We start from the raw sequence: 13,592 nt of genomic DNA on the forward strand, positions 1-13,592 counted from the left end.
CAGTCCAATCCAGATAAGCAGCAGATAATCTCTAGTCAGGCGGCCCACACATGGGTCGCTTTTTTTGCTTAGTCAGTATGAATAAAACAAGGTCAGTATGAATAAAACAAGTAATAGCAAAACGAACAGCAAAGGGAGTTAATCAGCGGGGCATCAAGGAGTGAGACGAGAAAGATGAATTAGTACAATTAACTTTAGGCTTTGATATTGGTACCTAAAGTTGAAATAGTATGAGTTTTACCGCCAGCGTTATAAGTCATGCCGACTTTTCCGTGGCTTTGCTGAAGCATATTATTGAGTTTGTTAAAACTGGATTGTGCTCGATTAAGTGCATCGCCATTGATCTGATTGATCTGCTGGCAATCCAGAATGATCGATTGAATACTGGCGACCTTCTCTTTCAATTGAGGATCATCGGTAAGTTGCTTGACGTGCGGGTGAGAGGCAATTCGATGGTCGGTTTGTTGTAGTCGACCAATGAGCGTCATTTTTTCTTTGGCAATTTTCTCAATATCAACAGATACGCGGCTAGCAATCACTTTGCTTTCCTGTTCCAACAATAAAGAGAGAGCTTTAGCGCTTTCGTATTGAAACTCCACTAAATCAACTAAAGCAGCCATGATTACCTACCTTGACTACGCTTTGATACGATCAGCCAGTTCATTTTCAAACTTCATCATACTATCAGCCAGTTTTTCAGGATCGACTTTGTAAGAGCCGTTTGCAATGGCTTCTTTGATCGCGGCAACTTTTGCAGCATCAAATGCCGGTTTGGCGGCCATATCCTGATGGAGTTGTCCGATATCGCGACTTTGTTGACTCAGCGAGACGGCGTCTTGCGCAACAGGACTCTTTTTTGCTTCGGTGCGCGTCTCCGCCAACGAGCTAGAATCTGTACGCGCAGCGCTACGACTGTTCGTCGTCATCACTTGTCCTGAACGTATGTTATCGATACTTGCCATATATAAACCTTAATTACGAAGTAACTGAACTCGTACACACAGTATCGACACACCAAGCCAATACTTTAGAAAAAATTTGTCTTTTGTTTAACTAGCAGGAATCGGGCCTGAATTCAACCGCGCTTATCATACCACTTCAGCGACTTAAGGCGCGAAACGGTTAGAACTGAACGGTGACTTCGGCAATACCGCTGACAATGCCTTCGATTATACGTTGTGATTTGTCATTTTTCACTCTGACCTGTTCACCCGCCGCGCCATCTTGTAATGCGGTCCCCAGAGTTGTGATGACCATCCCATCTTGGCTGGCCTTGATAATCACCTTTTCATTGCGACAGACCACACAGACATCACCACGTTCTATCACGTTTCCCAATCGAACAGTGCGTTTGACTTTAGCTCCAACCACCTGTGAGCTGTCGGCAAAGCCTTCTTTACGAAAGCGCTGCAACTCGATCATCTCATGTTTTACATCGCCAAGGGAGATAATCTCTCCTCGGGCAAGGGTTCGTGTGGCAACCACCATAGGAATAGCGATGGACAAGCGGACAGGGACATACACTTGCCAATCGTCTGAGGGGCATTCGACCAGTACATTAATGTTGCTGCGATTGGCGTTATCTGAGTTAGCACTTGTACTCAAAGCAACCGGGCAATCGGTGGCTTTTATTCTACTATCAATATTAGCGGCACTCACTGACAGCTCACCACCAGGGGGCTGTTCAACGTTGGCTAAAATGTGCTCTTCCGCCGCTAACTGTATCTGTTTTATTTGATTTTCTGTGGCTGCATGAGCAAAAAAACTAAACAAAGTTAGCAAAATGCCGATAGACTTAGCGTAACTTTTGAAGAAAGCTCTACACTTAGAGATGGTAAATGAATATAAACAAGTATTAGAGTGTGCCATTCTGTTTCTCTGGTGTTATACAGCTGTAATTTTAGAGTATCACTTTTAATCGAAAAGTTTGAGATGGAGATGAGCTTATGACGGGTATTCTTGATTCTGTGAATCAGCGTACGCAACTCGTCGGTCAGAATCGATTGGAATTGTTGACCTTTCGTTTAATGGGCCGCCAGCGTTATGGTATTAACGTATTTAAAGTAAAAGAAGTCTTGCAATGCCCTAAGCTTACTTCAATGCCAAATCTGCACCGTTTAGTTAAAGGTGTCGCTCATATCCGTGGCCATACTGTTTCTGTCATCGATTTGAGTTTGGCGATTGGTGGCCGACCAACAACCGACATCGACAAATGTTTTGTCGTTATCGCGGAGTTCAACCGAACCATTCAAGCATTTTTGGTTACTTCGGTTGAGCGCATAATTAACATGCACTGGGAAGCGATTCTACCACCACCAGATGGGGCGGGTAGAGCAAACTACCTGACCGCGGTCACCAACATTGACAACGAACTGGTTGAAATTCTCGACGTTGAGAAAATCCTTGCAGAAATTGCGCCAGTGGATGAAACAATGGACTCTTCCATCGGTGAAGAGATAGCCAAAGTTGAGACGGAAAAAGCACTGGTTCGTCGTATTTTGATTGCAGATGACTCCACGGTTGCGCGCAAGCAGGTTGAGCGTGCGATCACCAATATCGGCTTTGATTGTGTCTCGGTGAAAGACGGCAAAGAAGCGTATGATAAGTTGTTAGAAATGGCATCTGAAGGACCAGTTCGAGACCAAATTTCTCTGGTGATCTCTGATATCGAAATGCCAGAAATGGACGGCTACACGCTGACGGCAGAAATTCGCCGCAATGCGGATTTGAAAGATTTGTATGTTATTCTTCACTCGTCACTGAGCGGCGTTTTTAATCAAGCGATGGTGGAGAGAGTGGGTGCAAATGCGTTTATCGCAAAATTTAACCCAGATGAACTTGGGAATGCGGTTAAAACTGCACTAACAAAATAAAAGAGACATTAATGACTGCTATTACAATCAGTGATCAAGAGTATCGCGACTTCAGCCGTTTTTTGGAATCTCAGTGTGGTATCGTGCTGGGCGACAGCAAGCAGTATTTGGTACGCAGTCGTCTTAGCCCATTAGTAACCAAATTTAAGCTCGCTTCGTTGTCTGATTTGTTGAGAGATGTCGTGACGGGGCGTAACCGAGAACTACGTGTTGCCGCCGTTGATGCAATGACAACCAACGAAACTCTGTGGTTTAGGGACACCTATCCGTTTACTGTTTTGGCGGAAAAACTTTTGCCTGAGATTGCGGCAAATAAACGTCCGATAAAAATTTGGTCTGCCGCTAGTTCATCAGGGCAAGAACCGTATTCTATGGCGATGACGGTGTTGGAAACACAGCAACGTAAGCCAGGTATGCTGCAAAGTGTGTCGATTACGGCAACCGATATCTCAGCCAGTATGTTGGACATGTGCCGGGCCGGGATCTACGATAATTTGGCCTTGGGGCGGGGATTGTCCCCGGAGCGCCGCCGCACCTTTTTTGAAGACACGGGCGATGGTCGCATGAAGGTTAAAGACAACGTTAAGCGCTTGGTTAACTTTCGCCCGCAAAACTTGATGGACAGCTACGCCTTGTTGGGTAAGTTCGATATTATTTTTTGCCGTAACGTGTTGATTTATTTTTCTCCGGATATGAAATCTAAAGTGTTGAACCAAATGGCGAACAGTTTGAACCCCGGTGGCTATTTGTTGCTTGGTGCTTCGGAGTCGTTGACAGGTTTAACCGACAGATTTGAAATGGTTCGCTGTAACCCTGGCATCATCTACAAATTGAAATAGTGGAAACTCTTCTACTTTTCTTTTCAAACTAGCCTGGCATGTTGTCAGGCTTTTATATTGTGCGCCGAGCATGGCGTTGATCTAGGAGGTGAAAGTCCTCTACGGGCTCAGTCGAGCGAGAACCGTTAGCCTATGCAAGGGTGTTCACCGTGAGGTGAAACCTGAAGGAAGCAAACGGCAAAACTTGGTTGTGACGAACAGAAACCTGATAGTAGGCCTGTACAACTTGGGTAACCTAGCAATAGATAGAATAGCCCAATGCCTCGACGGGAAGTGTGTATAGGTAAATCAGGCATGACCAAGGGAAAGAGCAACGTCTTACCTCGGGAGAGCTCATTGCCTGTCTCAGATGAGACCAACACAGCAGTGATGTTGTGTGATGGGCAATGAGAAGTCAGCAGAAGGCATAGTACTTTGAGGAAGTACAACTCAAAGGAAGGCCAGAACTGAATATATCAAGAAGCAGTCACTATTTACTCAATGATGTGGAGTCATAGCAAGATGGAAAACATCTCTACGTCCCAATAGGCAATACCGCAAGTAAAGCTCATGGTCACGAAGAATGACAAGCATGATCGGCGTAGAAAGGAGGACGAGTCTTGGTGACCCCCACTCCGCTGATGGAACAAATCAGCTCCTCAGCGAATTTGAACCATGCCCTTCGACGCGTGAAGAAGAACAAGGGGTGCGCAGGTGTCGACAGACTCGACATCACAGCGACCATCTCTAAACTTCGACAAGCTTCAAATGGGCAAGCGCTCCGCCAGAGTCTTCTGGACGGAAGCTACCAACCTCAACCAGTTCTGGGTGTAGAAATCCCCAAGCCGAATGGTGGCGTCAGGCAATTAGGTATCCCTACGGTACTGGATAGGATAGTCCAACAGGCGATCACATCAGTACTGTCAGAGCTCTATGAGCCGACGTTCTCCAACAGCAGCTACGGGTTCAGGCCGAACCGCAGTGCGCATCATGCGCTTGCGGCAGCAAGCCGCTATATCAGAGAAGGGCGGGGTTATGTAGTGGATATCGATCTAGCCAAATACTTCGACACGGTGAACCATGATAGGCTGATGCACAGATTATCTAAGGACATTAGTGATAAACGAGTATTAAAGCTCATCAGGTCCTATCTACAGGCAGGCTTAATGCGAGATGGGTTAGTAGAGCGAAGACAACGAGGAACACCACAGGGTGGGCCATTATCTCCGTTACTTTCCAATATTGTATTAGATGAACTGGACAAAGAGTTAGAGCGAAGAGGGCATAAGTTCTGTCGATATGCAGATGACTGCCAAATCTACGTTCTTAGTGAGGAAGCCGCCCATCGAGTCAAAGAGTCGATAACGGAGTTCTTGGAGCAGAAGCTAAAGCTCACGGTAAATCGTGAGAAAAGTGCAGCAACAAGAGTGACGGAGCGAGCTTACCTAAGCCATAGCTTCAAGATAGACGGAACCCTCCAGATATCAAAATCGGCACAAGCTCAAATGAAGAAGCGAGTGCGGAAAATAACGAAGCGAAATCGAGGTCGAGAGTTGTCGGTAATCCTCACCGAGTTAACCCAATACCTACGAGGTTGGCAGCACTACTTCAAGCTCGCCATAGGTCAAAGTGCGATGCAGCGCTTAGACGAATGGATACGGCGTCGGTTGAGATGCTACCGCCTGAAACAGCGCAAACGCAGATACAGCATAGCGACATGGTTACAACGACAAGGTGTAACAGAGCGAAATGCGTGGAAGCTGGCGATGTCAGATAAAGGGTGGTGGCGCTTAGCACTCTCGCCCCAGTTGAATCACGCAATGCCAATCAAATGGTTCGAGGAGAGGGGGCTTTACTCATTGAGAGATGGGTATGAGTCACTAAAAGTGTATTCGGAACCGCCGTATGCGACCCACGCTTGTACGGTGGTGTGAGAGGACGGAGGCCGTGAGGCCTCCTCCTACTCGATTGCCCTTTCTCAGCTTTTTCTCTCTACCCTTTTCTTGAGCCTGTATCCGTCTGCGTATATCTTTAGTTTAAGTCTGAGTAAGCGGATCTACGACATTCCATCTGCATACTTGGCTTAGTAATTGCTTACTTTTTCATGGACTGGATAAATTTGAATTGCACGCATTGGCACGCTCTTTGCTTTTATTTGGTTAGTAACGGTCAGTTCTTTTTGTAGAGGCGCATATGGCTATCTCCTTTGACAATGCACTAGGCATCCACCAGTACACGGTGGGAGTACGTGAACGCAATGCCGAGGTTATCTCGACCAACATTGCGCAAGCGAACACGCCTGGATACAAAGCAAGAGGTTTAGACTTTGCGAAGGAGTTACAGGCGGCAAGTTCGGGGGCAAGTATTGGTCTTAGCCGTACGGACAGTCGGCATATTCCTGCCACTACAACGGTGATGGGGGAAAAACTTTATCGCCTTCCGACCCAACCGGACACCGGAGATGGCAACACGGTGGATTTGGATTTAGAGCGTAACCTGTTTATGCAAAACCAGATTCGCCATCAAGCCTCACTGGATTTTCTGGGCGGTAAATTTAAGAACTTAACCAAAGCGATTAAAGGAGGTAACTAGATGAGCTTGTTCAATGTGTTCAATGTAACTGGTTCTGCAATGAGTGCTGAGTCTGTTCGTCTAAATACCACTTCAAGCAACTTGGCCAACGCCGACAGTGTCAGCAGCTCTGCAAAAGACACTTATAAAGCGCGCCATGCTGTGTTTGGCGCTGAGTTAAGTAATGCCATGTATAATCGTGGCGATACAGTGCCGGTGCAAGTGCTCGGTATTGTGGAAAGTGATAAACCGTTGACCGCGGAATATAACCCTGAACATCCATTGGCAAATGATGAAGGTTACATTTACAAACCGAACGTTAATGTCATGGAAGAAATGGCCAATATGATTTCTGCCTCCCGTTCATACCAAACGAATGTTCAGGTAGCAGATGCGAGTAAACAAATGCTGCTGCGTACGCTGCAGATGGGTCAATAAGGATAAGGAGTTAACGTATGGCCGGAATCAATAACGTTGGTCAAAGCGGCTTGTCCTATATCGACCAGCTTAAGAGTTTGCAAGAGAGCAAAAAGCCGACGGCAACCACGGGTAAACAGGATCTTAAACAAGAGGACTTTTTATCCTTGCTGACTAAGCAATTGGCTCAACAGGACCCTTTTAAGCCGGTCAGTAATGACCAGATGATTGCGCAAATGGCTTCATTTGCGACCGTTGATGGCATTGGCAAGATGAACACTCAGTTTGAGAGTCTCAACTCGTCAATGACGTCCAACCAAGCATTGCAAGCGTCTTCTTTAGTGGGGCGTGATGTGTTGGTGCCAGGCGCGGCGGGTATGAAGCAGGAAGAGGCAGGCATGCCTGCCATGGTCAAACTACCACAAGCTATGGATAACGTGATTGTGCGAGTGGAAAACGAGATTGGCCAATTAATTCGTACCTTTGAGGTGGGGGCGAAACCTGCGGGAGATAACCGTGTCGAATGGGACGGTAAAGATGAAAACGGTAATCCATTGCCGGCTGGCAAATACAAAGTGAAAGCATCCGGTTTGCTGGATGGTCAGGCGACTGACTTCCCGGTTTCAACCTATGCCAACGTGAACAGTGTTCTGCTGGGTAAAGGCGATGGTAACGTACTGCTCAATCTGGCTGGCTTTGATTCGCCAGTTCGACTTGCTGAAGTACTCGAAGTTGGCAAAGCGTAATCTACGCTGGCTGGATTAAGGAGATTTTGGAATGTCATATGTATCTTTAAGCGGTTTGTCCGCAGCTCAGTTAGATCTGAACACCACGAGTAACAACATTGCCAACGCCAACACATATGGCTTTAAGGAGTCGCGTGCTGAGTTTGGTGATGTTTATTCAAATTCTCTATTTACCAATGCGAAAACCACCGCTGGCGGTGGTGTACAAGCAAACCAAGTTGCGCAGCAATTCCATGAAGGTTCCAGTATTTATACCAACAACCCAATGGATTTGCGTATTGGCGGCACGGGTTTCTTTGCCGTGGCAAAAGACAGAATGGTACCGAATCAGAACGAGCTAACCCGTAACGGTGCTTTTCATCTGAACAAGAGCAACTATATGGTCACGGCAAATGATGAATATTTGCTGGGCTATCAGGTTGATCCTGAGAGCGGTGATGTCACCTCTTACGAACCACAACCTATTAACATTCCGGCGGAATTTGGCAAGCCAAAGCAGACGGCAAATGTAACGGTTGGGGTGAACTTACCAGCAAGTGGTGCGATTAAAGATCCTCTCGCGTTTAATTTCGAGGATCCTGATACTTATAACCGTTCAACGTCTTCAACCATTTATGACTCTATGGGTCAGTCGTACAAACTGACGACTTACTACCTGAAAGATCAGACGCAACCGAACACCTGGCAAACCTACTACACGGTAACGGATAGCCAAGGTGAGAAGCCAGTCAATATCACAGGTGGTGATGCAACTAACGCAACGGGTCATGTTGGGCATACGATTAAGTTCAATAATGATGGTACGCTTGCCAGCTTAAACAATGGGCAGCCGATTGTGACTGACCAACTCGGTGCGGGCGTTAACCCAATTGATATGAATGGTGGTGATCCGACGCAAGTGCTGAATTTTGATCTCAACTCTTCCACCCAGTTTGCTGCTCCGTTTGAGCTGACTAAGTTTGACGAAGATGGCGCGACAACGGGTTTTTTAACCAAAGTGGACTTTGATGAAAGTGGCAGTATTTACGGCACTTATTCAAATGGTGAGAGCGTTACTTTAGGTCGAGTTGCTTTAGTTCGTGTACCGAATGAGCAAGGTTTGGACAAAAAAGGTGGCACACAGTGGAACTCTACCAATAACTCCGGGGATAAAATCTGGGGTGAATCGAACAAAGGTTCATTTGGTACCGTTTCTAGTGGTTCTTTGGAGCAGTCCAACATCGATATGACGCAAGAATTAGTGGATCTGATTTCAGCTCAGCGTAACTTCCAAGCAAACTCACGTGCGCTTGAAGTGCATAACCAGTTGCAACAGAATATCTTGCAGATTCGTTAATCGTTTTATTCATGACATTCATCTGGTGCTTAACCTGGACGACCTCACCCAGGTTAAGCCTTGTTTCTTCTCTGCCCCTTAACCATCATCTCGATTGCCTCTTGCTTGCCGCCCGGCATGCCGCTGAGTAATTTTCCGACCAATGTGTTTGCCTCTTGCTTACATTTCTAACGCATCCATTTGATATTTAAATGAAAAATAAACTGGCATGATGATTGCTTTTCTGATCCTAGAATTCGATTTCAGGAGCAGATTATGGATCGTGCACTCTTTCTAGCCATGAGCGGCGCTAAACAAAATATGCAAGCGTTGCAACTGCGTGCCAACAACCTAGCAAACGTCAGTACCACTGGCTTTCGTGCTGATTTGGCACAAGCTCGGTCAATGCAAGCGTATGGCGAAGGCTTACCGACTCGTGTATTTAGTATGACGGAGCGTCCAGGACATAATTTTGCTCAGGGCAGTGTGATTACAACAGGTCGCGATATGGACATCACCGTTGAAGGTGATGGTTGGATTGCGGTCATGGACAAGATTGGTAAAGAGGGGTTGACCCGCAATGGCAATCTGAAAGTGGATCAAAATGGTTTACTGACCAATGCCAACGGGCATCTGGTGCTTGGCGAGGGCGGAGCACCGATCACGATTCCCTTACCGATCAGTAAGATCGAAATTGGCAGAGATGGCACCATTTCTGTGTTGCCGCAAGGCGCGCCTGCCGAAGAAATGGAACAGATAGACCGTGTGAAGCTTGTCAAAACCGACAACAGCACGCTGTTTAAAGATACCAACGGACTGTTCCGTCACAAAGATCCCAATCAAGCGTACGAAGCCGATGCTACTGTGCAAATCATGACTGGCGCCATTGAGGGTAGCAACGTGAATGCCGTCGGCGAGATGACCGCGCTGATTGACCTGCAAAGACAATTTGAAATGCAGGTGAAAATGATGAGCACGGCAGAAGAGCTGGACAAAGCGTCCGATTCACTGCTTCGTATGAGCTAACAGAGTAAGGGTTAAATTATGCATCCGGCACTATGGGTAAGTAAGACAGGGCTCGACGCTCAGCAAACCAACATTGCAACCATTTCAAACAACCTGGCTAACGCCTCAACCATCGGTTTTAAAAAGAGTCGTGCGGTGTTTGAAGATCTGTTTTATCAGAATATCAATCAGCCCGGCGGCCAATCGTCGCAAAATACGGAATTGCCAAGTGGCCTGATGCTTGGCGCGGGTTCGAAAGTGGTGGCAACGCAAAAAGTGCACACCCACGGCAACGCGCAAACGACAACCAACGCACTGGATTTGATGGTGGAAGGCGATGGTTTTTTCCAAATCACCATGCCAGACGGCAACATTGGTTATACCCGCAATGGCCAGTTCACCCTCAATGGCGAAGGGGTGGTGGTGACTTCGGGATCCGGTTACCCGCTGGAGCCAGAAATTGTGATTCCCGAGGACGCCATTTCGATTACCGTCGGTACCGATGGTGAAGTGTCAGTGCGAATCCGCGGTCAGCAAGATAACCAAGTTGTGGGCCAGATAACCATCACCGATTTTGTTAACCCAGGTGGTTTAGAGCCCATTGGTCAAAACCTTTACTTACCCACTGGCGCAAGTGGTGATCCGCAGCAAGGGGTCCCTGGCTTGGATGGTTTAGGCGAAGTGCGTCAGTCAATGCTGGAAACGTCCAACGTAAACGTGACGGAAGAGCTGGTGAATATGATCGAAGCACAACGCGTCTACGAGATGAACTCAAAAGTGATTTCGTCAGTCGATAAGATGATGAGCTTCGTTAACCAACAGTTGTAATCGTACTTAGCTTGAGATGAACCAGAGGGAGATTGCTATGAAACGCTTAAGTCTGATTGCATTGGTGGCAGTGATGAGCGGTTGTACGATGTTAGAACCGATCGAAACCAGCGAAGTGAGCCAAGCCACGACCGTCGTTGATGCAGTTGAAGGCGACAAATCTAAAGACCAAAGTACGGGTATTGTTGATACCTTGCGTGGTCGTAGCGATCCGGTCGCTGGTGACCCGGCTTGGGCACCCATCCATCCAAATCAAAAGCCCGAGCATTACGCCGCGGCCACGGGCTCTCTGTTTAGCGCCGATCACATCTCTGATCTGTATGATGACTCCAAACCACGTGGTCTTGGCGACATTATTACCGTGTTGTTAGATGAAACCACCAATGCGTCGAAAAGTGCCAATGCCGGGCTATCAAAGAGTAATGATGCCAGCATGGATCCACTGCAAGTGGGTGGGCAAGAGCTGAAAATTGATGGTAAATACAATTTTTCCTACAACTTGAGCAACGCCAACAGCTTTACCGGTGACGCTTCTGCCAATCAGAGTAACAGCATCAGCGGCTCAATCACGGTTGAAGTGATTGAAGTGTTGGCAAACGGCAACCTCGTGGTCCGCGGTGAGAAGTGGTTAACCCTCAATACGGGCGACGAGTACATTCGTCTTAGCGGTACCATTCGTCCCGACGATATCGATTTTGACAACACGATTGCGTCAAACCGCGTCTCTAACGCAAGAATTCAGTATTCTGGAACCGGAACGCAGCAGGATATGCAGCAACCCGGATTCTTGGCACGATTCTTTAATGTCTCTCTGTAAGTGGCAAACCAGTGGCAATTGAATATGGTCACTGGTTGAGAGAGGAAGGTAAGTAAAGATGAAAAAATTCACCCTGATACTAATGAGTCTGTTAATGACGGTGACTTCGGCACAAGCGGCGCGCATCAAAGATGTCTCCCAGGTCGCGGGGGTAAGAAGTAACCAACTGGTGGGCTATGGCCTAGTATCTGGCTTGCCGGGCACTGGGGAATCGACACCGTTTACCGAACAGAGCTTTAACGCCATGTTGCAAAATTTCGGCATTCAATTGCCTGCGGGCACCAAGCCGAAGATCAAAAACGTTGCCGCCGTGATGGTCACCGCGGAATTGCCACCTTTCTCTAAACCTGGGCAACAAATCGACATTACCGTCTCATCGATTGGCAGTGCCAAAAGTCTGCGCGGCGGCACCTTACTGCAAACCTTCCTCAAAGGCCTAGATGGGCAAGTCTATGCCGTTGCACAAGGCAACTTAGTGGTCAGTGGTTTTAGCGCCACAGGTGCCGATGGCTCAAAAATTGTCGGCAATAACCCAACAGTCGGGATTATTTCCAGCGGTGCGATGGTCGAACGTGAAGTACCCACGCCGTTTGGTCGCGGTGACTTTATCACCTTTAACCTACTCGAATCCGATTTCACTACTGCGCAGCGTATGGCCGATGCGGTCAATAACTTCCTAGGCCCTCAAATGGCCTCAGCAGTGGATGCCACATCGGTGCGAGTTCGTGCGCCTCGTGACATCAGCCAGCGCGTTGCTTTTCTCTCTGCGATCGAGAACTTAGAGTTTGACCCTGCAGATGGTTCAGCAAAAATCATTGTTAACTCGCGCACTGGCACCATTGTGGTCGGTAAACACGTACGTCTAAAACCAGCTGCCGTGACGCATGGTGGCATGACGGTAGCAATCAAAGAGAATCTTAGCGTCAGCCAACCCAATTCCTTCGCTGGTGGCGAGACGGTCGTGGTGCCGAATTCCGATATTTCGGTCACCGAAGAAGAAGGCAAAATGTTCAAGTTTGAACCGGGACTGACATTGGACGACTTAGTCCGTGCGGTCAATCAGGTCGGCGCAGCCCCTTCGGATCTGATGGCGATTTTGCAAGCGCTCAAGCAAGCAGGTGCCATTGAAGGACAACTGATCATCATCTGATGGTTCGGAGAAGCAAGCATGATCAACAACGCAAATGACATCGGCTTTATTCACGACATCAGCAGCCTAGACAAGCTGCGCCAACAAGCGGTTGGCGGTGATGAGGCGCATGAACAGGAAGCGCTGAAAGCCGCGGCCAAGCAGTTTGAATCGATTTTTACCTCGATGCTGTTTAAATCCATGCGTGATGCTAATGCGGGCTTTGAGTCGGATCTGATGAATAGCCAAAACGAGCAGTTCTATCGCCAGATGCTGGATGAGCAGATGGCCAGCGAACTGAGTTCATCCGGATCATTGGGTTTAGCGGACATGATTGTTGCCCAGCTTAGCGCGAACAAAGGCGTGGATAAAAACGAGCTGGCGATGCGAGAAGCCGGCAAAGAAGCGCCATTGAGAATGCCTGTCAATACCAGCAAAGCGCGTGAGATTGAGCAACGCTTAATCGAATCGGGTGAACTGAGTCGCAAAGAGACGGCTCGCTTTGATTCACCAGAGTCGTTCGTTCAGTCGATGCGCCCTTATGCTGAGCGCGCCGCCAAAACCTTGGGCGTAGAACCTAGTTTACTGTTAGCGCAAGCGGCGCTAGAAACTGGATGGGGGCAGAAGGTAGTGAAAAATGCCCGCAACAGCAGTAATAACCTGTTCAACATTAAGGCGGATCGCAGTTGGCGAGGTGAGCAAGTGCGCACGCAAACACTCGAATTCCATGACAACACGCCAGTGAAAGAGACCGCGTCCTTCCGCGCTTATAACTCATTTGCCGACAGCTTCAACGACTATGTGGCGTTCCTCAATCAGAATCCTCGCTATCAAGTGGCTTTGCAGCACAATGGCGATTCTGAAGCGTTCATCCGTGGTATTCACCGGGCCGGATACGCAACCGATCCTGATTACGCTGAGAAGGTACTCAGCGTAAAAGAACGGATAGAAAACATGTAAATTCCACGCGAGGGCCTGAGTAAAATCAGGCCCTTATTCTTTGTGTAAACAGCGTTTCCCTCTATTGGCATACCTTTTGCTTTATTGTGTTCAGGTACTCAGTTTTTACTGAT

The 13,592-nt window shown here is 47.8% G+C and carries 15 protein-coding genes; 12 read left to right on the plus strand and 3 right to left on the minus strand.

The window, feature by feature from the left end; genetic code table 11:
- Nucleotides 1-194: 194 nt before the first annotated feature.
- The 3 genes from I3X05_RS03895 to flgA form a co-directional block, all read right to left on the minus strand.
- Nucleotides 195-620: a flagella synthesis protein FlgN gene (locus tag I3X05_RS03895; protein ID WP_045569798.1), complete on the minus strand. Its 426-nt coding sequence runs from the start codon at nucleotides 618-620 to the stop codon at nucleotides 195-197.
- Nucleotides 621-635: 15 nt separating this feature from the next.
- Nucleotides 636-962 (minus strand): flagellar biosynthesis anti-sigma factor FlgM, encoded by a 327-nt coding sequence (gene flgM, locus I3X05_RS03900; protein WP_045569797.1) that lies wholly within the window; start codon nucleotides 960-962, stop codon nucleotides 636-638.
- A 160-nt stretch (nucleotides 963-1,122) separates the two neighbouring features.
- The gene (gene flgA, locus I3X05_RS03905) at nucleotides 1,123-1,869 is read right to left on the minus strand and encodes a flagellar basal body P-ring formation chaperone FlgA (RefSeq protein ID WP_045569796.1); all 747 of its coding nucleotides are present in this window, start codon (nucleotides 1,867-1,869) and stop codon (nucleotides 1,123-1,125) included.
- 77 nt (nucleotides 1,870-1,946) lie between these two features.
- Here flgA and I3X05_RS03910 point away from each other — a divergent pair, with 77 nt between their 5' ends.
- The 12 genes from I3X05_RS03910 to flgJ all read left to right on the plus strand — a co-directional run bounded on the left by I3X05_RS03910 (nucleotide 1,947) and on the right by flgJ (nucleotide 13,479).
- On the plus strand, nucleotides 1,947-2,873 hold the full coding sequence (locus I3X05_RS03910) for a chemotaxis protein CheV (RefSeq protein WP_045569795.1): 927 nt from the start codon (nucleotides 1,947-1,949) through the stop codon (nucleotides 2,871-2,873).
- A gap of 11 nt (nucleotides 2,874-2,884) precedes the next feature.
- Complete coding sequence (locus I3X05_RS03915; RefSeq protein ID WP_039445410.1) at nucleotides 2,885-3,712, plus strand: protein-glutamate O-methyltransferase; 828 nt, start codon at nucleotides 2,885-2,887, stop codon at nucleotides 3,710-3,712.
- A gap of 620 nt (nucleotides 3,713-4,332) precedes the next feature.
- Nucleotides 4,333-5,625: a group II intron reverse transcriptase/maturase gene (gene ltrA / locus I3X05_RS03920; RefSeq protein ID WP_193158283.1), complete on the plus strand. Its 1,293-nt coding sequence runs from the start codon at nucleotides 4,333-4,335 to the stop codon at nucleotides 5,623-5,625.
- Nucleotides 5,626-5,884: 259 nt separating this feature from the next.
- The gene (gene flgB, locus I3X05_RS03925) at nucleotides 5,885-6,283 is read left to right on the plus strand and encodes a flagellar basal body rod protein FlgB (protein WP_045569794.1); all 399 of its coding nucleotides are present in this window, start codon (nucleotides 5,885-5,887) and stop codon (nucleotides 6,281-6,283) included.
- A complete protein-coding gene (flgC, locus tag I3X05_RS03930; protein ID WP_039424619.1) occupies nucleotides 6,284-6,700 on the plus strand; it encodes a flagellar basal body rod protein FlgC in 417 nt (138 codons plus the stop codon).
- A 17-nt stretch (nucleotides 6,701-6,717) separates the two neighbouring features.
- The gene (flgD, locus tag I3X05_RS03935) at nucleotides 6,718-7,425 is read left to right on the plus strand and encodes a flagellar hook assembly protein FlgD (protein WP_039424622.1); all 708 of its coding nucleotides are present in this window, start codon (nucleotides 6,718-6,720) and stop codon (nucleotides 7,423-7,425) included.
- A gap of 31 nt (nucleotides 7,426-7,456) precedes the next feature.
- Nucleotides 7,457-8,761: a flagellar hook protein FlgE gene (gene flgE, locus I3X05_RS03940; RefSeq protein WP_045569793.1), complete on the plus strand. Its 1,305-nt coding sequence runs from the start codon at nucleotides 7,457-7,459 to the stop codon at nucleotides 8,759-8,761.
- 255 nt (nucleotides 8,762-9,016) lie between these two features.
- The gene (gene flgF / locus I3X05_RS03945; protein WP_045569792.1) at nucleotides 9,017-9,766 is read left to right on the plus strand and encodes a flagellar basal-body rod protein FlgF; all 750 of its coding nucleotides are present in this window, start codon (nucleotides 9,017-9,019) and stop codon (nucleotides 9,764-9,766) included.
- Between the two features lie 18 nt (nucleotides 9,767-9,784).
- On the plus strand, nucleotides 9,785-10,573 hold the full coding sequence (gene flgG / locus I3X05_RS03950) for a flagellar basal-body rod protein FlgG (RefSeq protein ID WP_045569791.1): 789 nt from the start codon (nucleotides 9,785-9,787) through the stop codon (nucleotides 10,571-10,573).
- Nucleotides 10,574-10,610: 37 nt separating this feature from the next.
- Nucleotides 10,611-11,390: a flagellar basal body L-ring protein FlgH gene (flgH, locus tag I3X05_RS03955; RefSeq protein ID WP_045569790.1), complete on the plus strand. Its 780-nt coding sequence runs from the start codon at nucleotides 10,611-10,613 to the stop codon at nucleotides 11,388-11,390.
- A 58-nt stretch (nucleotides 11,391-11,448) separates the two neighbouring features.
- On the plus strand, nucleotides 11,449-12,540 hold the full coding sequence (locus I3X05_RS03960; RefSeq protein ID WP_045569789.1) for a flagellar basal body P-ring protein FlgI: 1,092 nt from the start codon (nucleotides 11,449-11,451) through the stop codon (nucleotides 12,538-12,540).
- A gap of 18 nt (nucleotides 12,541-12,558) precedes the next feature.
- Nucleotides 12,559-13,479 (plus strand): flagellar assembly peptidoglycan hydrolase FlgJ, encoded by a 921-nt coding sequence (flgJ, locus tag I3X05_RS03965; protein WP_045569788.1) that lies wholly within the window; start codon nucleotides 12,559-12,561, stop codon nucleotides 13,477-13,479.
- Nucleotides 13,480-13,592 lie beyond the last annotated feature (113 nt).

Origin of the sequence: Vibrio navarrensis, assembly GCF_015767675.1 — a bacterium.
Classification (GTDB): domain Bacteria; phylum Pseudomonadota; class Gammaproteobacteria; order Enterobacterales; family Vibrionaceae; genus Vibrio.

What these genes read in the sequence shown, in the direction of transcription:
- I3X05_RS03895 (WP_045569798.1), bottom strand. Translation starts at nt 620, where the DNA reads ATGGCTGCTTTAGTTGATTTAGTGGAGTTTCAATACGAAAGCGCTAAA.
- flgM (WP_045569797.1), bottom strand. Translation starts at nt 962, where the DNA reads ATGGCAAGTATCGATAACATACGTTCAGGACAAGTGATGACGACGAAC.
- flgA (WP_045569796.1), bottom strand. Translation starts at nt 1,869, where the DNA reads ATGGCACACTCTAATACTTGTTTATATTCATTTACCATCTCTAAGTGT.
- I3X05_RS03910 (WP_045569795.1), top strand. Translation starts at nt 1,947, where the DNA reads ATGACGGGTATTCTTGATTCTGTGAATCAGCGTACGCAACTCGTCGGT.
- I3X05_RS03915 (WP_039445410.1), top strand. Translation starts at nt 2,885, where the DNA reads ATGACTGCTATTACAATCAGTGATCAAGAGTATCGCGACTTCAGCCGT.
- ltrA (WP_193158283.1), top strand. Translation starts at nt 4,333, where the DNA reads ATGGAACAAATCAGCTCCTCAGCGAATTTGAACCATGCCCTTCGACGC.
- flgB (WP_045569794.1), top strand. Translation starts at nt 5,885, where the DNA reads ATGGCTATCTCCTTTGACAATGCACTAGGCATCCACCAGTACACGGTG.
- flgC (WP_039424619.1), top strand. Translation starts at nt 6,284, where the DNA reads ATGAGCTTGTTCAATGTGTTCAATGTAACTGGTTCTGCAATGAGTGCT.
- flgD (WP_039424622.1), top strand. Translation starts at nt 6,718, where the DNA reads ATGGCCGGAATCAATAACGTTGGTCAAAGCGGCTTGTCCTATATCGAC.
- flgE (WP_045569793.1), top strand. Translation starts at nt 7,457, where the DNA reads ATGTCATATGTATCTTTAAGCGGTTTGTCCGCAGCTCAGTTAGATCTG.
- flgF (WP_045569792.1), top strand. Translation starts at nt 9,017, where the DNA reads ATGGATCGTGCACTCTTTCTAGCCATGAGCGGCGCTAAACAAAATATG.
- flgG (WP_045569791.1), top strand. Translation starts at nt 9,785, where the DNA reads ATGCATCCGGCACTATGGGTAAGTAAGACAGGGCTCGACGCTCAGCAA.
- flgH (WP_045569790.1), top strand. Translation starts at nt 10,611, where the DNA reads ATGAAACGCTTAAGTCTGATTGCATTGGTGGCAGTGATGAGCGGTTGT.
- I3X05_RS03960 (WP_045569789.1), top strand. Translation starts at nt 11,449, where the DNA reads ATGAAAAAATTCACCCTGATACTAATGAGTCTGTTAATGACGGTGACT.
- flgJ (WP_045569788.1), top strand. Translation starts at nt 12,559, where the DNA reads ATGATCAACAACGCAAATGACATCGGCTTTATTCACGACATCAGCAGC.